Below are 22283 nucleotides of genomic sequence, written 5' to 3' on the forward strand. Positions count from 1 at the left end.
GACGCGGGATCCCGGCTCGAGGCCGGGGTGAAGGCACGCATGGGGTTGTCCGACCCTACCGCCCCAGCAGCACCCGCGCCTGACCCGCGATCTGCGCGAGCATCGCAGCGTTCGGCACCGCCGCCAGCCGCGCGCGGTCAACGACGGCCTTGAACTGCGCGACGCGGGTCGCGTTGCGCTCCAGCCACCCTTCCACAGCGTCGCCAGGCGCCTTGCCGCCGCAGCGCGCCAGCCAGTCGAAGCGGAGTTGCTGGAAGTCGCGGGCGAGGCCGGCGATCAGCAGGCGCTCCCACGGATCGCTCGGCGCGATGCGCGCGGCGTTGGCCTGCGCCCAGTCGAGCCCGAGCGCCTGGCCGAGCCGGGTGAAGGCGCGGGTGATGTCGGCTTCGTCGAGCTTGAGCCGCTCGGCGAGATCGGCGAGCCCGACCGCACCGTCGAGCTCGAACAGCCGCACGACCTTGACGACGAGCGATCGCGGCGCGCCGATCTGTTCCAGCGTATCGGCGATCCGCCCCGATTGCGCCTTCGCCTCGTCGAGCAGCAGCGCCTTGGTCTGCTTGTCGAGCCGCGCGATCCCGCTCGACAGCCGCGCGATCGCTTCGTCGGGCATCATGCCGGGCGCGGTGACGCGCAGCAGGTCGGCGATCTGCGCGCGCGTCGCCACCGCGACCTCGTCGAACAGCGCGATCCGCGCCGCTTCGGGCATCGCCGTCGTCTCGATCTCTGCCCAGAGCTTGGGCAGGTCAAAGAGGCGTTCGGTGACGACGAACATCGCCGCGATATCGGCCATCGCAGCGCCTTCCTCCTCGGCCAGCTCGAACGGGTAGAGCACGCCCATCCGGTTGACGATGCGGTTGGCGAGCTTCGTCGCGACGATTTCCCCGCGCAGCCGGTGCGCGTCGATCGCGGCGGCGAACTTCTTGCGCATCGCCGGCGGGAACGCGGCGTGGAGATCGGCGCGCATCGCGTCGTCACGCCCAAGCGGCGAATGCTCGATCGCGTCCTGCAGCGCGAGCTTTGCGGTCGCCAGCAGCACCGCGAGCTCGGGCCGGGTCAGCCCGCGACCCTCGGTCGCACGGCGGAGCAGGTCGTCATTGCCGGCGAGCCCCTCCACCTTGCGGTCGAGCTTGCCCTGCCCTTCGAAGATTTCGATCACGCGGACATAGCTCGGCAGCGCCTTCGGGCCGTCCTGTTCCATCGTCGACAGCGCGAGCGTCTGGAGGCGGTTGTCCTCCAGCACCAGATGCGCGACGTCGTCGGTCATCGATGCGAGCAGATCGTTGCGCTTTTCATAAGCGAGCCGCCCCGCCGCCATTTCGGCGTTGAGCGCGATCTTGATGTTGACCTCGTTATCCGAACAATCGACGCCGGCGGAGTTGTCGATAAAATCAGTATTGATCCGCCCGCCCGCGCCCGCAAAGGCGATGCGCGCGGCCTGGGTCACGCCCAGATTCGCGCCCTCGCCGACCGCAATGGCGCGCAGTTCCTCGGCATTGACGCGCAGCCGGTCGTTGGCGGGATCGCCGACGGTCGCGTTGTTCTCGGCCGCGGCCTTCACATAGGTGCCGATGCCGCCGAACCAGATCAGATCGACGGGCGATTTCAGGATCGCGGAGATCAGCGCGCCCGGCTCCATCTCGTCCACGTCAAGCGCCAGCGCCTCACGGATCTGCTTCGACAGCCTGATCGTCTTATCGGTGCGCGCGAAGACCCCGCCGCCCTTCGAGATCAGCTTCGGATCATAGTCCGCCCATGAAGAGCGCGGCAGCGCGAACATGCGCGCGCGCTCGGCCCAGCTTGCCGCGGGATCGGGGTCGGGATCGAGGAAGATGTGGCGGTGATCGAACGCCGCGACGATCTTCAATGTCTGCGAAAGGAGCATGCCGTTGCCGAAGACGTCGCCCGACATGTCGCCGCAGCCGACGACGCGGATCGGCTCGCTCTGCACATCGACGCCGCGCTCGGCGAAGTGGCGCTGGACCGAGACCCATGCGCCCTTGGCGGTGATCCCCATCGCCTTGTGGTCATAACCGACCGACCCGCCGCTGGCGAAGGCGTCGCCGAGCCAGAAATCGCGCTCGATCGCGAGCGCGTTGGCGACGTCGGAGAAGGTCGCGGTGCCCTTGTCCGCGGCGACGACGAAATAGGGATCGTCGCCGTCGAGGATGCGGACGCTCTTGGGATGGACGACCTTGCCATCGACCAGATTGTCGGTGATCGACAGGAGCGAGCGAATGAAGATGCGGTAGCTCTCGGTCCCTTCGGAAAGCCACGCGTCGCGGTTGGTCGCCGGATTGGGCAGCTGCTTGGGGTAGAAGCCGCCCTTCGCGCCGGTCGGCACGATGACCGCGTTCTTCACCCGCTGCGCCTTCATCAGGCCGAGGATCTCCACGCGGAAATCGTCGCGGCGATCCGACCAGCGCAGACCGCCGCGCGCGACCGGTCCGGCGCGCAGGTGGATGCCCTCAACGCGCGGCGAATAGACCCACACCTCGCGCCATGGCACAGGCGCAGGCAGGCCGGGGATGAGCTTGCTGTCGAGCTTGAACGCCAGCGCCTCCTGCCCCGCAGGCGCGAACGCGTTGGTGCGCAGCGTCGCCGCGATCAGCGCCTTGTAGGCGCGCAGGATGCGATCGTCGTCGATCGCGGCGATGGCATCGAGCCCGCGCCCGATCGCTTCGTCGATCGGCGTGTGATCGCCCTTCGCGTCGGGATCGTGTGCAGCGGCGAAGCGCTGGACGAGCGCGGTCGCCAGTTGCGGCGCGCGGCGCAGCGCATCGACGACCGTCGTCAGCCCGTAGGGTAGCCCGGCCTGACGCAGATAGCGGAACCACGCACGGAACAGCACGACGGCCTGCGGGGCGAGCCCCGCATCGACGATCAGGCGGTTGAACTCGTCATTTTCCGCCGTGCCCGCCAGCACCTGCGCGATGGCATCTTCCAGCACGCCGACATCGGCCGGCTTCGCGTCCGCCTCGACCAGGAAGTCGTGAATATGCGGGTGGCTGTCGTCGGCGAGTGCGGTCGGCACCTCCTCGATCACGCGGAAGCCGAAATTCTCGAGCACCGGGACCGCATCCGAGAGCGCGAGCGCACCGCCGAGACGGTAGATCTTCAGCCGCGTCGCCCCGCTCGCATCCGCGAACAGGCGGACGGCGCGGTCGCCCTCAGTCTGCAGGCCGGCTATGCGCACGATGTCGCGCGCCGCCTCTTCCGGGCCGTTTGCGGTGCGATAGCCCTGCGGCAGCGTTGCCGCGTGACGCAGCGCGAGGCGCGCGGCGCGCGCGGCCCCGACCTCCTCGATCAGCGCCGCCTCGACCGAGGGCGCCCAGCCGCGCACCATCTTCGCCAGCCGCTCGTCGAGCGGGGCTGCATCGGGCATCCGCCCTTCGCCGCGCAGATCGAGCGTGTAGCGGATGAGCGCGACGCCCGAATCCTCGGTTCCGCTCGTCCAGTTGAGGACGACCGCGTTCGCCGCCTCCGCCAGCATCTCGCCGATCGCGACGCGGCGCGCCGTAGTCAGGTCGTCGCGCGGCAGCCAGACGAACGCGAACAGGTGCCGGCCGAGCGGCGAGCGGACGAGGACGAGCTTCGGCCGCGGGCGATCGGCAAGGCTCATCGCGGTGAGCGCGAGATCCTCGAGCGAGGCTTCGTCGAACGCCGCAACGAGATCGTGCGGCAGCGCGGTCAGTGCGTGGGTCAGCGCCTTCCCAGTATGGCCGGCGGGATCGAAGCCGAACTTCGCTTCGAGCGCCTTCAATCGCGTGCGCAGCACGGGCACGCTGCGCGGCGTGGCGTTGAGCGCGGCGCTCGTCCACAGGCCGGCATGGATCGACAGCCCGGTCACCTTGCCGCCCTCGCGCACCGGCGCCACCACGAGGTCGAGCGGCACAAGACGGTGAACGGTCGAGATCAGGTTCGACTTGAGCAGCAGCGGTGCCTCGCCGCCCTTCGCGAACCACGCAGTCGCCAGATCGCGCGACGGCTCGGCGAGGATCGGCACGCCGTGGTCGTGGCGGGCGAGCCCCAGGACCTGGCTGCGCTTGCCGCCGGTCCAGCGTTCATACCCGAGCAGCGTGAAGTTGCGATCGAGGAACCAGCGCAGCAGCGCCGCCCCCTCGTCGGTCGCGGCGTCCGCGTCCGCCGCCATCGCCGCCTGCAGCGCCGGCCAGTCGGCGACCGCGGCGCGCACATCGGCAAGGTTCGCCTGCAGATCGGCGACCAGCCCGCGCCGGTCGCGCGCGTCGGTGCGATCCATTTCGATATAGACCATCGATTCCGGCGACCCGCCCGAATCGGCCACCCCGGTCAGATGGCCGGCCGCGTCACGCTCGACGCACATGACCGGGTGAATGATGCGATCGATCGCGATGTCGTGCGACGCCACGGTGGAAGCGATCGAATCGACGAGGAACGGCATGTCGTCGTTGACGATCGCAAGCCGCATCCGCCGGTTCTGCGCATCGCCCGGCAGCACCTCCAGGCTCATCGCCGGCGCGCCGTCGTGACGCTGTTCGGCGGTGGCGGCGACGAAGGCCGCCGCGTCGGCCTGCTCGGCCTTGCCGAACCCCTGCAATTCGCCCGGAAGGGCACCCTTTACGAGCCGGGCAGCGAGCGCGTCCGACAGCGATTTCAGCGACGTCTTGGCCATAGGACCGGCCCTATGCGCCCGCCCGGCGCCTATCTCAACCCCTGTGCAGCCCGGCCGGAAATTGCTGCGATGCGCAATAATGTGAGGCCGGCGCGCAACGGGCGCAAAGGTCAGGCAAGGGCGCGAATCGCCCGGTCGCGAAGCGCCGCATCGTTGGTGACCGCACCCACCACATCCAGCGCACCATCGGCAGCGACGCGCGCGACGAGGACCACGACCTCGCCGGCCGCAGCACCGGTTTCGATCCCAACGCGTGCTATCGACGGACGATCGGCGATGGGGTCTGCACGGCGCGGCTTCGGCGCGGGCTTGCGCACCGCGCGCTCGGCCTGGACGACGCCCTTGATGCCACCGTCATAGCCATCGATGAACGTCGCGAGGCCGCCCGCGGGGACCGCGTGCCGGGCAGCGTGCGCCAGAACCGCGGCGAACTCGGTGACGCGCGTCTTGTCGTAATCGGCACCGAAGACGAGCTTGACCACCGGCGTCATCGGCGCGCGCGCCTGCACCGCAATGCCCGCCTCGACAAGCAGCCGCGCATAGCCGTCGGCATCGTCGTTCGTCGCCAGCGCGAAATCATGCGCGCGACCGAGCGCGCGGTAGAGCGCAGCACGGCTGCGCGTATCGGCCGCGCGAACCGCGGCAGCGCTCTCGCGCGCCTGCAGCAGTTGATCGGCAAGCGCGCTCGCCAGGGCGGCCGGGACATATTCTGCGCTCGGCCCGTCTGCCCAGACTGGCGCGGGCACGGTCGCGCGCGGCACGTCGCGCCGCGCCGCCTCAAGCTCGGCGTCGAGCTTCGCCTGGGTCTGGCCGTCGACCAGCTCCTTCCAGTTGATGACGCCGTAGATGTAACCGATCGAATCGTCGGGGCCGGCAAACGGCATCAGGATGCCGCGATACATCATGGTGTGGCCGCGCGTGCCGACGAACTCCGCCTCGAACCCGATCGGCGCCTTGTTCGCGATGATCTGAAGATAATGGTCGGTCAGCCGCGAAAGGAGCGAGCGCGCGGGCACCTCGCTGATCCGGCCGATCGCATGGTCCAGCCCGCACTCGTCGCGCAGCGCCGCGCCCAGATACTGGACCCTGGGGTCCTCGATCCCCTCGCTGAAATCGAGCAGCACGCTGTGCGGCCCGAAATCGGCGATCCCCTCGGGCTGCAGATCGGCGATCTGCGGATAGCCCCTGCCCTTCAGCAGCGACACCCAGTGGTTGTAGGCGCGGACATGCATCCGGCGCTCATCGGTGCCGACCACCGGGGTCGCCTCGCCCACGCCGCCCTCGGTCGGATCGTTGGGCGGCGTGACGCCTTCAAGGCCGCGGACGGTATCCATGCGTTACGAATCCCTCGAAATGGGCAACTGAACTGTCAGCGGCGTGATCGCACGGCTTTGGTAAACGCAGCGTAAAGGCGCCAGCCGCGCGACGCGCCGCGCGACAAGGCGCTTGTCAGTCCCCGACACGCCTGATAAGCGCCCGCTTCCCGATCCGCGGAGCGTCACCTCCCGATCGGCACCAGGGCCGCTTTAGCTCAGCTGGTAGAGCATCGCATTCGTAATGCGGGGGTCACAGGTTCGAGTCCTGTAAGCGGCACCACTCCCGGTCAAAGATGGGCACCCGAGGGGGATCGTTGGCGTGGTCAGGGCCTAGTGCGGCTTCCATGGCTGCGACGGAACCAGTGATATCAATCGTGGCATGGGCGACGACGACCTTGGCAACGGGTAGCTGCACATAGGCGCGGCGGAACTGTGGACTGCTTGTCATCTGCTGTCGGATCAGCGCCCCGAAGCGTTCGACCGCATGGGCGTCGATTCGCCGCTTGCCAGTGACGAGCCAAGCGGTGTGGCTGCGTTCGGTCGCGCTAGGCTGGGCCGGTCGCCGATTATACTCGGCAAGTCGCTCGCCAGGCTTGGGATCGCACACAGAGAGGTCGCCGTCCTCCATCACTTCATAGCTCCGCCCGATCCGGGTTTCGGTCGCCTGCCGCTCACGGCGTGACCTGTGCATCATCCAGGCGCTGCTCGCCATGACGGTGGTCGCGATTGCCGGACAGCAGGACCGCGCTGACGATGTTCACCGCAAGGCCCAGGATCGCGATGATCATCGCTTCGCCGAACGCAACGGCGACAGGCTCGAACAGCCGCAGCACGGCTTCCACGCCGATGCCGATCGCAACCAGCCCCAAGATCAGCGCCGAAGCGGAGCCGGCAAGATCTCCCCCTCTGCCTTTGCGGCCTCCCCGCCGTCACAGTCCCTGCATACGCCGCGTACCTCGAGGACAGGGCGCTTCGCCATGAAGCCGGCGGCGGCGGCGGAATCACGAACTTCATCGCTGATCCGATCGTCGTCGATGTGAGTCGTGCCACCGCAACTGTCACACACCAGGAAAATGCAGTCGTGCAGGCAATCCGGATGCGCGTTGGCGATATAGGCGTTGGCGCTTTCGACCCGTCGCGCGACATTGGCCGCAACCAACAGGTCGAGAATCCGATAGACGCTGTTCGCCGCGATCCGACGGCCCTCGGCGTGCGATACGGCCTCGGTCACATCATAGGCCGATGCCGGCTTCGCGGACTTGGTGAGCGCCGCGAACACTGCCGCGCGAAGTGGAGTCCAGCGCTCGCCTGCGCGTTCCAACGCGGCTTGCGCCGAACCGGCAAGTGCCGCTCCTTGCGGCTCGTGATGCTTGTGGTTGCGGTCAGCCATATCGTTCCCCGGGGCCGGATGTCCGAGCGAACGTGAGTGGTGCGCTCGAACAGGTCTTGGAACATCAATAGACCCGTTGCGCCACCAAAGCACCCTCGTTGGAACATGCCGATGACGCCGGTCGCGCCGCCGACGGATCGCGTCGTAACCGATCCATCTCCTGCCGTGCCGCGGCACGATCGCGCAGAAACGCCGGATCGCTTTCGATCGCGGCGAGTGTCGCGGCGGCCGTCACGCGGCCCGCTTCAACCGCGCTGGCGTTGTGAACCCCGCAAACGACCCGGCTTTCGCCATGGGCACGACCGCGCGCCATGTTCGGTGTCGCCCGGTCTGGCACAAGCTCGGCAAGGATCGTCGCCCAGGCCCAGCCTAGCGTCGTATGGCCGGCCGGATAGTCGTAGCTCGTCTTCAACTCCTCGGCGGGCTGGCAGATTGCGCCGTGTCGAACCTCTCGTTCGGCAGGAGTGCCGCCGTCTTTGGCGCCAGTTCCGGGGTCAGAGCGATGCCAGTCGCGCAACTGAATTTGGCGAACATGTCGCGCGGCGTCGATTTCCCATCGTCGGTCGCCATCGCCCTGTAAGCGCTTCCTGCCGCGCTGCGAACGTGGACAGAATTGATATATTGTCTCACGCCGCCCGCTTCTCTAGGGCCTTGCCGATTACGACAGAGATCGCCCGCATGACCCTTACCCGCCGCACGACGCTGCTCGGACTGACCACCGGTGCCGGATTGCTGGCCGCGCCAGCGATCCTGCGGGCGCAGCAGCTCTTCGCTGCCTATCCCTTCCGTCTTGGGATCGCAGCGGGCGATCCGGCGTCGGACGGATTTGTGATCTGGACTCGCCTCGCGCCAGAGCCGCTGGAACGGCATGGTGGAATGCCGATGGCGCCTATTTCGGTCGACTGGCAGGTCGCGTCGGATGACCGCTTCTCGACGGTTGTGGCGAAAGGCAGCGCGTTTGCGCGGCCCGAGCTGGCGCATTCGGTTCATGTCGAGGTCGGCGGCCTGTCGCCCGACCGGCCTTATTGGTATCGCTTCAGCGTCGGGCGCGAGCGATCGGTCGCCGGCCGCGCGCGGACGCTGCCGCTGGCCAGCACTGCGATCGATCGACTGCGTTTCGGGGTCTGCGGCTGCCAGAATTACGAGGACGGGCTGTTCACGGCCTATCGCCATCTGGCGGACGAGGACCTCGCCTTCGTGTTCCACTATGGCGACTACATCTATGAGGGCAGAAGCTCGCCGGTCCCGGTGGGATATGACGGCCGCCCTCGGCGCTTCGTACGCGCGCATGAGGGCCAGCTTCTCTTCGATCTCGACGATTACCGGCGGCGCTACGCCCAATACAAGATGGACGCCGATCTCCAGGCGGCGCACGCGGCCCATGCCTGGTTCCCTACCTTCGACGATCACGAGGTCGAGAATAACTGGGTCGGAGACATCGACCAGGAGGATGATCCGCCCGAAATCTTCGCGCTGCGCCGGGCCGCCGCCTTCCAGGCCTATTACGAGCATATGCCGTTTCGGCGTGCCGCCTTTCCGGGGCCTAGCGGCATGCCGATCCATCGCCGGGCCAAGGTGGGCCAGCTTCTCGACCTGCATCTGCTCGATACCCGGCAGTTCCGCTCCGATCAGCCCTGCGATGACGGCTTCAAGGCCTATTGCGCGGGCTGGGACGATCCGAAGGCGCAGGTGATGGGTGCATCGCAGGAGGCGTGGCTGACGACGGCGCTGAAGGAGAAGCGCGCGCGCTGGAATGCGCTCGCCCAGCAGGTCATGGTCATGCCGCTCGATCGCCGGACGGGCGCGGAGCCGGCGCCGATCCGCAACATGGACAGCTGGGGCGGCTACAACGCGCCGCGCGAAAGACTGCTCTCGCGGCTCAAGGGGCTGAACAATGTCGTCGTGCTCACGGGTGACGAGCACCAGAATTTTGCGGGCGAGCTGCGTCTCGATGGCGGTCGCGGCGACGCGGTCGCGGTCGAATTCGTCGGCACGTCGATCTCCTCGGGCGGCGACGGGGCCGATACCCGCAAGGGCGCGGACCGGATCCTGGCCAACAACCCGTTCCTCAAATTCTCGAACGACCGCCGCGGCTACATGACCTGCGACGTGACGCCGGAGCGGTGGGAGACGAACTTCCGGGTCGTCGAGCACGTGTCCGAACCCGGCGCGGCGATCGCCACCGCTGCCGCCTTTACCGTCGAGCACGGCGCACCGGCGTTGCACCGCGCATGATATCGGCGTGGCGCGGCAGCTTTGCAGTCGGCATCGTAGCCGGCATTGCGATCTCGGCAATGGCCGTCGCCATCGCGGCCCCGACCCACAAGCCGCTCCGACCCGTGGAAGTGACGCTTCACCGATTTGACCGGGCCGGGGGGAGCGAGCGGCAATTCGCGGATTGGATCGCATTCCTCCATGCCCGCCACCGCGAGGCCGTTCAGACGCTGGCGCGTGAACGCACCTATTTCGAGGCGATGTTCACTGCGCCTGACGAACCCAGGCGGCTCTACTGGATCACGGTTCAAGGCGTCGGCGGCTCGCCGGTCGAGCGTTCCACCCTCGATCTCGATCGTCGTCACATGGCGTTCATGAAAGCGGTGCTGGTCAAGGGATCGCACCGTCAGCTGGTTACCCAGAATGTCCTGGCGCCTGACTTCATTGTGAAGGCGGTGCGCAACGAACAGCGTCAGGAGCGATGACGCCGATCACGGTGCACATGCTTGACCGAGCTGCATCCATCGCTCGCCGGTTCGCTGGATACGCTCACTGGCTGGCGCACGCCAAAACGCGCCTGCCGCGCGATCGGACGTCGACTAAAATCCGAATAGTCCTTGATACAATATATTATCAAGCGTAGGCGCATGACAAAATGTTCAGGGAAGATAAAATGCTTAAATATCTGATTGGCGTCAGCCTCGTCTCGCTGCTCGCGTCCACCGGCGTCACCGCGCAAACCGCTGAATCCGATGAACGGACCACGTCGCAAGCATCGCCGGCCCAGTCCGACATCATCGTGACGGGGGTGATCCAGCAGAGCGAGCGCGACGTGCTTCAGGGCACCTCGGTGCTGTCCGGCGAAGCGCTGACGCGCGATCTGCGTCCGACGATCGGCGAAACCCTGGCCCGTCTTCCCGGCGTATCGGCGACCTCCTTCGGGCCTAGCGCCTCGCGCCCGATCCTGCGCGGTTTCCAGGGCGAGCGCATCCGCGTCCTGACCGACGGGATCGGGTCGATCGACGTGTCGAACACCAGCGTCGATCACGCCGTCATCATCGATCCGCTGCTCGCCGAGCGGGTCGAGGTGCTGCGCGGGCCGGCGGCGTTGCTCTACGGCTCGTCGGCGACCGGCGGCGTGGTGAACGTGATCGATACCCGCATCCCGCGCACCATGCCGGAGAACGGCTATCGGCTGAGCGGGATCGCCAACTATGGCTCGGCCTCCAACGAGCGGTCGATCGAGGGGGCGGGCGACGTTGCGATCGGCAAGCACTTCGTGGTGCACGCCGATGGTTCCTATCTGAAGTCGGACAATCTCCGGATCGGCGGCTATGCGCTGTCGCCGGCAGCAAGAGCGGCTGCGCTGAGCCAGGTCGGCCTGCCGCAGGACACCGACGAACCGATCGATTTCGCCGCCTCGGCTGCGATCAGGGACAAGCTGCCCAATTCCTTTGCGGAAACGTGGACGGCAGGCGTCGGCGCGTCGCTGATCACCGATACCGGCCAGCTGGGCATATCCTACAGCCATTACGACAGCCTTTACGGCGTGCCGATCCGCTACGCGACCGAGGTCGGTCAGGAGCAGGAGGCACCGCGGCTCGATGTCGTGCAGAACCGCGTCGATCTGCGCGGTGAGGTCGAGACCGGTGGCGGCTTCCTCGACAAGATCCGCATCCGTGCGGGCCATGCCGACTATCGGCATTTCGAGCTCGAGCCGACGGGCGAGATCGGCACCGCCTTCTACAACAATGGAACGGAGGGACGCCTTGAGCTTGTTCAGGCAAATCATGGCGGCTGGCAGGGCGCGTCCGGTGTCCAGTATTTCAATCGCCTGTTCAACGTCGTCGGCGAGGAGGCCTTCCTGCCGCGCAACGAAACCAACCAGACCGGCTTCTTCACGCTCCAGCAATATGATGGCGGCGCGTTCAAGGCGGCCGGCGGCATCCGCTACGAGCGCAGCGACCTGACCGCCAGGACCGACGAAGAGAGCCGCTTCTTCACCGGCAGGCGCACGTTCGACGCGGTGTCCGGTTCGCTGGGCGCGTCCTATGGATTCGGTGACGCGATCCGCATCGGCATCAACGGCTCGCACACCGAGCGCGCGCCATCGGCCGAGGAGCTGTTCGCCAATGGCGGCCATGCCGGGACGCAGGCCTATGAATTCGGCAATCCAAATTTCCGGCTCGAGAAGTCGTGGGGATTGGAGGCGACCTTCCACGCGCATACCGAGCGCGTGAACTTCGATGCGTCGGCCTACTACACCCGGTTCAAGAACTACATTTCCGAGAACCAGACCGACCCCGCGGTGTGCGAGGCGGGCGCTGTCCTTTACGGCGCCCAGGAACGCGAGGTCGATCTGCCCTGCTTCCAGTATCAGCAGGCAGACGCGCGCTACTACGGGTTCGAGGCTGACCTGTCGGCTAACCTGTTCCAGCTCGGCTCGACGCGGATCAACGCCGATGTGCTCGGCGATTATGTCCATGCCAATATCGTCGATCTCGGGCCCGTTCCGCGCATTCCGCCGGCGCGCGTGCTGGGCGGCATCGAGGCGCAGGGCGACCGCTTCACGGCGCGCGCCGAAGTCGAGCATCTTTTCAAGCAGACCCGCATTGCCGCGTTCGAAACGCCGACCTCGGACTATACGATCGTCAACGCCTCGATCATCCTTTCGCCGTTCGGGCGCGACAGCAAGACACAGCTCCTGCTCAGCGCCAACAATATCTTCGACCAGAATGTGCGCCGCCACGCGAGTTTCCTGAAGGACTTCGCGCCGCTTGCCGGCCGCGATCTCCGCGCGACGCTTCGGTTCGGCCTGTAACGCAGCGGGGGCTGCGGTGCCGACGGGATGCCCTCCCGTCGGCACTATCATTCTGCGGAGATCACCGTCAGGATGCTGATCGGGCTGAATTTTTGGGGTTATCTATGCTGCGCGTCGGCGTCCTGACACTTGTCCTGACAATTTCCGCTGCCGCTTCCGGCGAGGCCCCTTCGACAGGCTATCACCGCGCGCCAGCAGCGATCGCGAAAATCCTCGAAACCCCGCCGACCCCCGCTGTCGTCGTCAGCCCCGATCACCGGACGCTGGCGATCATCGGCCGCGAGAACCTGCCGACGATCGCCAATATGTCGAAGCCGATCCTGCGCCTCGCCGGGTATCGTATCGACCCCGCGACGAACGGTCCCGCGGAGGTGCGCGTGAACTGGGGGAATGCGCTGTCGTTCAAGGATGTGGCGAGCGGCAAGACGGTCCAGGTCAAGCTCCCCGCCGGCACCCGCTTCGCCTCGCCCGACTGGTCGCCCGACGGCACCCGGCTGGCGATCGTCGTGCAGGAGCCGAACGGGCTGGCGCTCTGGATCGCCGACCGTGGCGGCGCGGCGCGGCCCTTGGCGCGCGGGCTGAACGCGGCGTTCGGCTCGTCGTTCGCCTGGACCCCGGACAGCCGCGCGATCATCGCGCGGAAGGTCGTCGCGAACCGCGGCGCGCCGCCGGTCGAGACGGCGACCCCGACCGGGCCGATCGTGCAGGAAAGCAGCCGCCGCATGTCGGCTGCGCGCACCTATGAGGACCTGCTGGCGAACGAAACCGACGAGCGGCTGTTCGATTATTATTTCACCGGCCAGCTCACCCGGATCGATGCGACGAGCGGCGCGGCGACGCCGATAGGCCAGCCGGGGCTCTACACCAGCTTCAGCATGTCGCCGGACGGCCGCTATCTGCTGACCGAGAAGCTGAAGCGGCCCTATTCTTACCTCCTGCCCGCCAGCTTCTTCCCGACCGAGATCGCGGTCTCGACGATCGACGGCCAGCCGGTGAAGATGCTGGTCGATCGCCCGCTCGCCGACGACCTGCCGGTCGATTTCGACGCGACGGTGAAGGGACCGCGCGAGGCGGAGTGGCGCGGCGACGCGCCCGCGACGCTGGTCTGGGCCGAGGCGCTCGACGGCGGCGATCCCAAGGCGAAGCTACCGTTCCACGACCGGCTGCTGATGCAGGCCGCGCCGTTCACCGCGCCGCCGGTCGAGCTCGGCAAGACCGTCAGCCGCTATGCCACGACGATGTGGGGCGATGACGGCTTCGCGCTGGTGGTCGACCGCGAATGGAAGACGCGCACCGAGCGGCGCTATGCCGTCACGCCCTCGGCGCCGGGCGAGGCGAAGCTGCTGCTGACGCGCAATTATCAGGATCAATATGGCGATCCCGGCTTTCCGATCACCAAGGAGAATGCGGCGGGCAAGGCGGTGATGCGCTTCACCCCCGATCACCAGGCGGTGTTCGCCAGCGGCGAGGGCGCGACCAAGGCCGGCGCCTTCCCGTTCCTCGCGCGGATGCCGATCGCGGGCGGCGCGCAGACGCGGCTATGGACCGCCAGGGCACCCTATTACGAAAGCGTCGTCTCGCTGCTCGACGACAAGGGCACGCGCATCCTGACGCGGCGCGAGAGCGCGAAGCTCGCGCCCAACTACATGATCCGCAGCGTGCGTGGCGGGTCGGCGAAGGCGGTCACCGATTTCCCCGATCCCGCGCCGGTGTTCGCCGGCGTTACCCAGCGGACGATCACCTACAAGCGCGCCGACGGCCTGCCGCTGTCGGGCACGCTCTATCTGCCGGCGGGCTATGACGCGAAGCGCGACGGGCCGCTGCCCACGCTGCTGTGGGCTTATCCGTCCGAGTACACCGATGCGAAGGTCGCCGGGCAGACCGTCGACCAGGGCAACCGCTTCACCCGGCCGCGCGGGATCAGCCATCTGTTCCTGCTGACCCAGGGCTATGCCGTGCTCGACGATCCGGCGATGCCGATCATCGGCGAGAACGGCGCGGAGCCCAACGACACCTATGTGAAGCAGCTGCAGGAGGATGCGCAGGCCGCAGTCGATGCGGTGGTGAAGCTGGGCGTCGGCGACCGCGCGCGGATGGCGGTCGGCGGGCACAGCTACGGCGCGTTCATGACCGCCAACCTCCTCGCCCACACCGATCTGTTCCGCGCCGGAATCGCGCGCTCGGGCGCGTATAACCGCACGCTCACGCCGTTCGGCTTCCAGGCCGAGCAGCGGACCTACTGGCAGGCCACGCCGACCTATACCGAGATGTCGCCCTTCACCTATGCCAACCGGATCAAGACGCCGATCCTGCTGATCCACGGCGGCGCCGACGACAATTCGGGTACCTTCCCGATCCAGTCGGAGCGGATGTACGCCGCGCTGAAGGGCAATGGCGCGACGGTGCGCTACGTCGTGCTGCCCAACGAGCCGCACGGCTACCGCGCGCTCGAATCGACCGAGGAGACGCTGTGGCAGATGACCGACTGGCTCGACAAATATGTGAAGCCGAAGCGAGACGTCGCGACGGCGGAGGCCAAGTGAATTGACCGCGACTTCCCTCTCAGACACCGAGCGATGGGACGATCTGGCAAGCTTTTATGAGCAGGCGGCCCATCCCTATACGGCTCTCTTCGCACGATTGGCGTTGGACAGAGCCAATATCGGACCTAGCGACAGGGTCCTGGACGTAGCGACGGGCACCGGCGCGCTCGCCCTGGCAGCCGCTGAAACCGGCGCACAGGTGCTGGCAACCGACTTTTCGGACGCGATGATCCGCCGAGTCCTGGCCCACGGTATACCGAACCTGACGGCGCGCGTGATGGACGGGCAGGCATTGGAGCTACCCGATGATTCGTTTGACGCCGCCTTCTCGATTTTTGGCGTGTTTCTGTTCCCGGACTGGCGCGCGGGCCTTTCCGAGCTGTCGCGCGTTGTCCGGCCCCATGGAAAGGGAGCAATCGCCACTTGGCAGACGCGCGGTGCGGGTCCCAATATCCTACTGATGGACCTGTGCGACGAGCTGTTTCCGGATGTCGCGCTTCCGTCCATGCCGGACGGGGTGGTTTACTTGAGTGACCCGACAAATCTTGAAAGCGCGATGATCGCGGCGGGCTTTGCATCGGTCACGATCGAAACACTGACAATCGACTTCGGGATCGAGCGCACGCTATTCGATGATCCCGGCATCCTGTTCGGCACCAGTCCGCTCTGGGGCGCACTCGACGCAGACCAGCGCGTCACCTTGCTGCATCGATTGCACGAACAAGTCGCCGCAATGCCTGGCAACGACAAGGTCATGGTTCCATCGACCGGGATCGTCGCGGTCGGAACTCGATAAGCGCCTTCAACGCTTCATAATGTTGTTCGCTCGATCGCGATCCGGGAGCTTGTGGTCAGGGTCGAGTTCGACCTTGGCGACGCGACCGGTCGGAACCGGAACCGCGACCGAGGCTTGACGGATCCACGTCTCCGCCGGCAGCCGCAGATCGGTCGTCCGCCCATCATCATAGCTGACTCGCAGCGTGGCAGGCATCACCAGCCGGTCGCGCGCCTCGACGCGGATCAGCGGCGTCCCGTCCTTCGCGGCCTCGATCCCCGCGACCGCGAGGTCCATTTGCCAGTTGTTCGCATACCAGCCGCGCCACCACCAGCTCAAGTCCTCGCCAGCGTCGCTTTCCATCGCGCGAAAGAAGTCTGCGGGCTTGGGGTGCCTGAACGCCCAGGCGGCGATGAAACGGCGGAAGGCGGGGTCGAACCGCTCCGGCCCCAAAATCTGCTCGCGCAGCAGAACGAGACCGAGTGCCGACTTGAAATAGGTGACCGGGTGGCGCCATTTCTCGACCACCGTGTCCGCGCGCGACAGGATTGGCGGCGCATCCTTGTCGGCGAGGATCGGCAGGATTTCATCGACCGGATTGCCCCCGCCCTCAGCATATTCGGAATCGCGCTTGGGCGCGTATTCGCCCTTGTTGAACTCGTCCGATTCATAGACGTCGATGAAGGTGTTGAAGCCCTCGTCCATCCAGGCGTCGCGGCGCTCGTCGAAGCCGACGATCATCGGGAACCAGCTATGGCCGATCTCGTGCGCGGTGATCCAGAACAGCTCCTTGCCGGCGTCGTCGGGGCCGTCGAAGATGATGCCTGGATATTCCATGCCGCTGGTCGGCCCGGCGACGTTGATCGCGTTCGGCCAGGGATAGGGAAACCATTTGGCCGAGAACCGCTCGACCGCATCCTTCAGATATTCGGTCGAACGCCCCCATTTGTCCGCGCCCTGGCTCTCCGCCGGATAGACCGACTGCGCGAGTGCGGTCCTGCCGCCGGGCAGGTTGATCCGCGCGGCATCCCAGGCGAAGCCGCTCGACGCGGCGAACGCGACATCGCGGGTGTTCTCCATCCGGAAATGCCAGGTCAGCGTGTCGCCCGCCCTGGGCCGCGTGGCGGGATCGGCAATCTCGGACGGATCGCGGATCATCATCGTGGCGTCGCTGGCGCGCGCCTTGGCGAGCCGGGCGAGCTGAGTTCGGGTCAACACCTCCGCCGGGTTCATCAACTCGCCCGATCCGGCGACGATCATGCTTGACGGCAGCGTGATCCAGTAATCGAAATTGCCGTAGGTGAGGTAGAATTCCTGCGCGAGATAGGGCGCGGTGTCCCACCCGCGGATATCGTCGTACACCGCCATGCGCGGATACCATTGCGCGATGTCATACACCTCCGCGTCGCGCGATCGGCCCCAGGACGTGCGGCCGCCGAACGCGCCCGGGATGGTATAGTGGTAGCGGATCGTCACCACCGTCTTGGCATGCGGCGCGAGCGGCGCCGGCAGGCGCAGTTGCGCGCGGGTATCGGAAATCAGCGGCGTCACGGACACCGCCTTGCCCGCCGCTGCGACGCTGACGCTGTCCAGCGTCATGCCGTCGGTGCTACCAGCCGGACGGCTCCCGCCGCCCGCCAGGCGCCCGCGCGAGCCCTGCCTGTAGAGATTCTGGTCGAGCTGCAACCACAGCACGTAGAGCGTGTCGGGGCTGTTGTTGGTGTAGGTGATCGTCGCGGTGCCGGTGATCGATTTGGTTGCGGGATCGAGCGTCGCGCGCAGCACATAATCGGCACGGTTCTGCCAATAGGCCGGGCCCGGCATGCCGTTCGCGCCGCGATAGACATTGACCGCCTGTCCCATGCCGAACGGCGCGAAGGTCTCGCGCGGATCGTAGCTCTGCGCCGCCGCCGAAGAGGCCGCCACCACAGCAAGCATGACCGCGCCGTTCTTCACCAGCCGCATCCGCAGCGCACTCCTTTGAGACTCTATATCCCGTGCGTATCGGTTGATCCGCCGGTCGGCAACAGGCCGGGCGGGGTCGCAGCCGTGCAAAGCGGCCGATCCGCGCGCCGGATCCCGAAGTTGCGACTGGCATTTGGGATACGTTATAGTATTACGCGCTTGAAGGTTGGTGTGCCGATGTTGATTCCCCTGCTACTGGCGGTTGTGATCCCGGCATCCTCGGCGCAGCCATTGTCGCCCGCCGAGGGTCCGCTTGCCGGGCCGGCGGTGGTGGTGCTCTGGGCGAGCTGGTGCGCATCATGTCAGGCGGAGATCGCGCGATTGCCCCGGCTCGCGGCGGCGGCAGCCCCATTGCCGGTCCGGACGCTCGCGATCGATCCGCCCGCGCTGGCTCGCAGGACGCTCGTTGCGCGTGGGCAGTCGGTGCAGGGGGCCTATGCCGATGGACGCCCGCCGCGCGCCGTGCTCGATCAATGGGGCGGCGCGGGCAGCGCGTTGCCGGTCGCGGTCGCGCTCGACCGCAACGGCAAGGTCTGCGGGCGCAAACTCGGCCTGCTCGGCACCGATCAGTTGAAACAATGGGCAGCGCGGTGCCGGAAGTGAGGGGGTTGGCGGTAAAGGGGCTGGTCGCGGGCTATGGCGGCAAGCCGATCGCGCGCGTCGCACACCTGGCGGTCGGCGCCGGCGACGCGGCGGTGCTCGGCGGGGTTTCCGGTTCGGGCAAGACGACCCTGCTGCTGGCGGTGGCAGGCCTTGCCGATCGACTGGAAGGCACGATCTGCATCGATGGCGAGGATGTCGGCCGTTTCTCAAGCGCGGCGCGCGATTGCCATCGTGGCCGCCATATCGGGCTGATTTTTCAGGACCTGCACCTCATCCCCGGCCTCTCCGCGCTGGACAACATGCTGCTCGCGCCGTTCGCCACGGGAGCGCGGTGTCCGTCGTCAGATCATTTGGCGCATCTCGCGGCGTAAATTAGTGGAGTGCGGGCCTCGTCTGGGGGTTGATGTTAGGCGGCGCGCTTGCGGTGCTGCAAGCGTCGATGTTCGATGGTTTGTCGCTCCCTTCCAGGGAGGGGAGTGGGAGGGGTTCTCGCGCTCGCTTTCCCCGACCGCGTGGCCAAACGCCGCGATGCGTCGGGCGAGGCGTGGGCGTCGGTCGGCGGGCGGGGGTTCCGGCTCGATCCGTCCTCACCGCTCGCGCGCGAGGAATGGCTGGCCGTCGCCGAAACCGCAGGGATGGCCGCGGGTGCGCGCATCCTGTCGGCCGCACCGCTTGACCTCGCGGAGGTCGAAACGCTGTTCGCCGACCGTATAGAAACGCGCCGCACCGCCGATTTCGACCGCGAAACGGGGGCGGTCCGCGCCATTCGCGAGCGGCGGCTCGGTGCAATCCGGATGGCGAGCGGACCCGACGACCGCGCCGATCCGGCGATCCTGTCTGCCGCGTTGCTGGACGGCGTGCGCACGCACGGGCTCGAGCTGCTGCCATGGGGTGACGGCGCGCGCGCGATCCGCAACCGCGCCGCTTTCGCGAACCATGCCGTGGCGCTCGATGAAGGGAACCTGATCGCGCGGTTGGACGAATGGCTGCCGCCGCTGGTCGAAGGCCGCCGCCGGCTCGACGCGATCCCGTCCGGGGCGCTCACCGACGCGTTGCGCAATCTGGTTGGCTGGGAAGGGATGCGCGCGCTCGATCGGATCGCGCCCGCCGATTTCACCAGCCCGGCGGGCAGCACGCATGCGATCGATTACGGCGCAGACGGGGGCCCGCGCGTCGAGCTGCGCGTGCAGGCGCTCTTCGGGTTGGCCGAGCACCCTGTCGTCGGCGAGGCGAGGGTGCCGCTTGTCCTCAGCCTGACCTCGCCCGCGGGACGCCCGATCCAGACGACGCGCGATCTGCCGGGATTCTGGGCGGGAAGCTGGGCCGCGGTCGCCAGGGAAATGCGCGGGCGCTACCCGCGTCACCCCTGGCCTGACGATCCCGCCGCCGCCTCGGCGACGCTGCGCACGAAAAAGGCGGATGCAAGGCGCGGCGAACAGCGATAAGGGGGCGACATGACGACCGCCCGTATCTTCCAGCGCCCCAAGAACGCGATGCAGTCCGGCAAGGCCCGGACCGATCTCTGGCAGCTCGAATTCGAACCCGCCGAGGCGAAGCGTCCCGATCCGCTCACCGGCTGGGCAGGGAGCGGCGATACCCGCGATCAGGTGCGGCTGTATTTCCCGACTCAGGCGGCTGCGACCGCTTATTGCGAGCGCGAGGGTCTGGCCTTCACGATCGTGCCGCCACCGACGAAGACGCTGAAGCTGCAGGCTTACGCCGACAATTTTCGCTGAACGCTAGCGCGACCAGCGCGCCCAGATCGCAGTAGGCAGTGCAAGCCCGCGCGCTTCCTCGCGCACCGCGAGTTCCCCCGCCTCGACCGTGCCCGGCAAGTCGGCGAACGCCTGTTTCAGCATTTCCCCGATCGCGAGCGCGGACATGCGAACCGCATAGACCGTCAGGAACAGGAAGCGCGAATCGGCATCGAGCAGTTGCCGGCAATTGGCGATGAGTCCGGGCAGGTCTTCCTCCAGCCGCCAGATTTCGCCATCCGGCCCGCGGCCATATTTCGGCGGGTCGAGCAGGATGCCGTCATAGCGCCGCTCGCGGCGCACCTCGCGCGCGACGAATTTCGCGGCGTCGTCGATGATCCAGCGGACGGGCAAGTCGGTCATGCCCGACAGCGCGGCATTGGCGCGCGCCGCCTCGACCGACTTCTTCGACGCATCGACATGGACCATCTGCGCGCCGGATGCTGCCATCGCGAGCGTGCCGACGCCGGTATAGCCGAACAGATTCATCAGCGTCGGCGCGTCCGTGCCAGCGGTCTGCTCGCGAATCCACGACCAGACCGGGGCCATGTCCGGAAAGAAGCCGAGATGGCGGAACGGCGTCGTCTGCGCGGTGAAGCGCACCGCGTCCCAGCCCAGCGTCCAGCCGTCGCGCGGGGTTGGGTTGCCGAACACCCAGCGTCCGCCGCCATCCTCGTCCGATCCGGGCACGAACTCGCCGTCGAACCGCCAGTCGGTGCTGGCGGGCGCCCATAGCGCCTGTGGCTCGGGGCGGACGAAGCGGAAGCGGCCATAGCGTTCCAGCTTCCTGCCGTGGCCGCAATCGACCAGGCCGTAATCGGCCCAAGGCTCGCCGACGAGGGTCTTCAGCTCCATCTCAGCCCCGCGCCGCCGCGCGCTCGCCGATGAAGCCGGTCACGGCGTTGAAGGTCGCCGGCAACGTTGTGCAGCGCTCCTCACGGTCGAACAGGTCGCCGATCCGCGACGGCAGCGAGGGGCGCACGCCCGTCGCTCGCTCCACCGCATCGCCGAACTTTGCCGGATGCGCGGTGGCGAGCGTCACCATCGGCACATCGACGTTCGCCCGGCGCGCCGCCGCGAGACCGATCGCGGTATGCGGATCGATCACTTGACCAGCGCTCTCATATGCCCACCGCATCGCGCGCGTCATGTCGTCGATATCGACTCGGTCGCTTGCGAAGAGCGAGGCCGCACCCTCGCGCTGTGCGTTGGTGAGCCGCATCGCGCGCGACGCTTCGAACCCGCGCATCTGTCCGGCCAGCGCATCCCCGTCGCGGCCCCCCAGATCGAAGAGCAGGCGCTCGAAATTCGACGACACCTGAATGTCCATCGACGGCGTCGGGGTCGCCACCACGGCGCTGCTCGAATAATCACCGCTGGACAACGCGCGGTGGAGGATATCGTTGACGTTGGTCGCCACGATCAGCTTCACGATCGGCAGCCCCATCTTCGCGGCGACATAGCCCGCGAAGACGTCCCCGAAATTGCCCGTCGGCACGCTGAACGCGACCGCCCGCTGCGGAGCGCCCAATCGAACGGCAGCGTAGAAATAATACACCACCTGCGCCATCAGCCGCGCCCAATTGATTGAATTCACCGCCGACAACCGGAAACGCGAAGCGAACGCCGCGTCGTTGAACATCGCCTTCACCAGCGCCTGCGCGGTGTCGAAATCGCCCGATATCGCGATGTTGTGGACGTTGGGGGCAAGCACCGTCGTCATCTGGCGGCGCTGCACGTCGGACACGCGCCCTTCGGGGTGGAGCATGAAGATATTGACGCCCATCCGCCCCGCGACCGCATCGATCGCCGCAGAGCCCGTATCCCCGCTCGTCGCGCCGATGATTGTCAGATGATCGCTGGTGCCAGCGAGGAATCGCTCGAAGAGAAGCCCGAGCAACTGCAGCGCGACATCCTTGAACGCGAGCGTGGGGCCGTGGAAGAGCTCAAGCAGCCACTGGTCATGGTCGAGCTGGACGAGCGGCGTGACCGCGGCGTGGGCAAAGCGGCCATAAGCGGCCTCGCACAGCGCGCGAAGCTCGTCCGTGGTCAGCGCGTCGCCGACGAACGGCGCCATGACCCGCGCCGCCGTTTCGGCATAGGAGAGTCCCGCGAGCGCTGCGATCTCGTCGTGGGAAAGGCGTGGCCAAGCCTCGGGGACATACAGCCCGCCGTCGCTGGCAAGCCCGGCGAGGGTTGCGCCCCGGAAATCGAGTGCGGGGGCGCCCCCGCGCGTGCTCACATACCGCAT

18 protein-coding genes, 1 tRNA gene and 1 pseudogene are annotated in these 22283 nt (G+C 67.3%); 10 read left to right on the forward strand and 10 right to left on the reverse strand.

Features of this window, described 5'->3' with window-relative positions; genetic code table 11:
• Positions 1-55: 55 nt before the first annotated feature.
• Both BOS5A_RS14510 and BOS5A_RS14515 read right to left on the reverse strand, forming a co-directional pair.
• Positions 56-4651 carry an NAD-glutamate dehydrogenase gene (locus BOS5A_RS14510; protein ID WP_151955620.1) on the reverse strand — a complete coding sequence of 1532 codons (4596 nt, stop codon included), beginning with the start codon at positions 4649-4651 and terminating at the stop codon, positions 56-58.
• A 110-nt stretch (positions 4652-4761) separates the two neighbouring features.
• On the reverse strand, positions 4762-5985 hold the full coding sequence (locus BOS5A_RS14515) for a PAS domain-containing protein (protein ID WP_151955621.1): 1224 nt from the start codon (positions 5983-5985) through the stop codon (positions 4762-4764).
• A 186-nt stretch (positions 5986-6171) separates the two neighbouring features.
• On the opposite strand from BOS5A_RS14515, the gene BOS5A_RS14520 reads away from it, so the two are divergent.
• Positions 6172-6247, forward strand: a tRNA-Thr gene (locus BOS5A_RS14520).
• Here BOS5A_RS14520 and BOS5A_RS14525 read toward each other — a convergent pair.
• The 5 genes from BOS5A_RS14525 to BOS5A_RS16185 all read right to left on the reverse strand — a co-directional run bounded on the left by BOS5A_RS14525 (position 6218) and on the right by BOS5A_RS16185 (position 7927).
• Complete coding sequence (locus BOS5A_RS14525; protein ID WP_151955622.1) at positions 6218-6679, reverse strand: hypothetical protein; 462 nt, start codon at positions 6677-6679, stop codon at positions 6218-6220. The genes BOS5A_RS14520 and BOS5A_RS14525 overlap by 30 nt on opposite strands.
• Complete coding sequence (locus BOS5A_RS14530) at positions 6639-6836, reverse strand: hypothetical protein (RefSeq protein WP_442800518.1); 198 nt, start codon at positions 6834-6836, stop codon at positions 6639-6641. Before BOS5A_RS14530 ends, BOS5A_RS14525 begins: the two co-directional genes overlap by 41 nt.
• Before the next feature lie 2 nt (positions 6837-6838).
• The gene (locus BOS5A_RS14535) at positions 6839-7357 is read right to left on the reverse strand and encodes a Fur family transcriptional regulator (RefSeq protein ID WP_151955623.1); all 519 of its coding nucleotides are present in this window, start codon (positions 7355-7357) and stop codon (positions 6839-6841) included.
• Between the two features lie 64 nt (positions 7358-7421).
• Positions 7422-7769, reverse strand: a complete 348-nt coding sequence (locus tag BOS5A_RS14540) for a phosphatase PAP2 family protein (protein WP_234419347.1) — start codon at positions 7767-7769, stop codon at positions 7422-7424.
• Positions 7766-7927, reverse strand: a complete 162-nt coding sequence (locus BOS5A_RS16185) for a hypothetical protein (protein WP_234419348.1) — start codon at positions 7925-7927, stop codon at positions 7766-7768. The genes BOS5A_RS14540 and BOS5A_RS16185 overlap by 4 nt, the downstream gene beginning before the upstream one ends.
• Before the next feature lie 108 nt (positions 7928-8035).
• Here BOS5A_RS16185 and BOS5A_RS14545 point away from each other — a divergent pair, with 108 nt between their 5' ends.
• The 5 genes from BOS5A_RS14545 to BOS5A_RS14565 all read left to right on the forward strand — a co-directional run bounded on the left by BOS5A_RS14545 (position 8036) and on the right by BOS5A_RS14565 (position 15731).
• Positions 8036-9592, forward strand: a complete 1557-nt coding sequence (locus BOS5A_RS14545) for an alkaline phosphatase D family protein (protein ID WP_151955624.1) — start codon at positions 8036-8038, stop codon at positions 9590-9592.
• Positions 9593-9651: 59 nt separating this feature from the next.
• Positions 9652-10056 carry a DUF6176 family protein gene (locus BOS5A_RS14550; protein ID WP_234419349.1) on the forward strand — a complete coding sequence of 135 codons (405 nt, stop codon included), beginning with the start codon at positions 9652-9654 and terminating at the stop codon, positions 10054-10056.
• 188 nt (positions 10057-10244) lie between these two features.
• The gene (locus tag BOS5A_RS14555) at positions 10245-12392 is read left to right on the forward strand and encodes a TonB-dependent receptor (RefSeq protein WP_151955626.1); all 2148 of its coding nucleotides are present in this window, start codon (positions 10245-10247) and stop codon (positions 12390-12392) included.
• 104 nt (positions 12393-12496) lie between these two features.
• Positions 12497-14935 (forward strand): S9 family peptidase, encoded by a 2439-nt coding sequence (locus tag BOS5A_RS14560; RefSeq protein WP_151955627.1) that lies wholly within the window; start codon positions 12497-12499, stop codon positions 14933-14935.
• 1 nt (position 14936) lies between these two features.
• Entirely contained in the window at positions 14937-15731 is a 795-nt protein-coding gene (locus tag BOS5A_RS14565; protein WP_151955628.1) for a class I SAM-dependent methyltransferase, read from the forward strand.
• 6 nt (positions 15732-15737) lie between these two features.
• Here the strand turns inward: BOS5A_RS14565 and BOS5A_RS14570 are convergent, their stop codons facing one another.
• The gene (locus BOS5A_RS14570; protein WP_151955629.1) at positions 15738-17675 is read right to left on the reverse strand and encodes a M1 family metallopeptidase; all 1938 of its coding nucleotides are present in this window, start codon (positions 17673-17675) and stop codon (positions 15738-15740) included.
• Positions 17676-17852: 177 nt separating this feature from the next.
• Between BOS5A_RS14570 and BOS5A_RS14575 the strand changes: the two genes are divergently transcribed.
• From BOS5A_RS14575 to BOS5A_RS14590, 4 genes and pseudogenes are all read left to right on the forward strand, one after another.
• Complete coding sequence (locus BOS5A_RS14575) at positions 17853-18278, forward strand: TlpA family protein disulfide reductase (RefSeq protein WP_199857384.1); 426 nt, start codon at positions 17853-17855, stop codon at positions 18276-18278.
• Positions 18266-18649: an ATP-binding cassette domain-containing protein gene (locus BOS5A_RS14580; protein WP_199857385.1), complete on the forward strand. Its 384-nt coding sequence runs from the start codon at positions 18266-18268 to the stop codon at positions 18647-18649. Before BOS5A_RS14575 ends, BOS5A_RS14580 begins: the two co-directional genes overlap by 13 nt.
• 105 nt (positions 18650-18754) lie before the next feature.
• Positions 18755-19723, forward strand: a pseudogene (locus BOS5A_RS14585) (ATP-dependent helicase C-terminal domain-containing protein); the annotation flags it as partial.
• A 9-nt stretch (positions 19724-19732) separates the two neighbouring features.
• Positions 19733-20014 (forward strand): ETC complex I subunit, encoded by a 282-nt coding sequence (locus tag BOS5A_RS14590; protein ID WP_151955632.1) that lies wholly within the window; start codon positions 19733-19735, stop codon positions 20012-20014.
• A gap of 3 nt (positions 20015-20017) precedes the next feature.
• Here the strand turns inward: BOS5A_RS14590 and BOS5A_RS14595 are convergent, their stop codons facing one another.
• A complete protein-coding gene (locus BOS5A_RS14595; protein WP_151955633.1) occupies positions 20018-20887 on the reverse strand; it encodes a class I SAM-dependent methyltransferase in 870 nt (289 codons plus the stop codon).
• Position 20888: 1 nt separating this feature from the next.
• Positions 20889-22283 carry a threonine synthase gene (thrC, locus tag BOS5A_RS14600; protein ID WP_151955634.1) on the reverse strand — a complete coding sequence of 465 codons (1395 nt, stop codon included), beginning with the start codon at positions 22281-22283 and terminating at the stop codon, positions 20889-20891.

The organism is Sphingomonas sp. EC-HK361, from assembly GCF_902498785.1.
In the GTDB taxonomy this organism is placed as follows: domain Bacteria; phylum Pseudomonadota; class Alphaproteobacteria; order Sphingomonadales; family Sphingomonadaceae; genus Sphingomonas.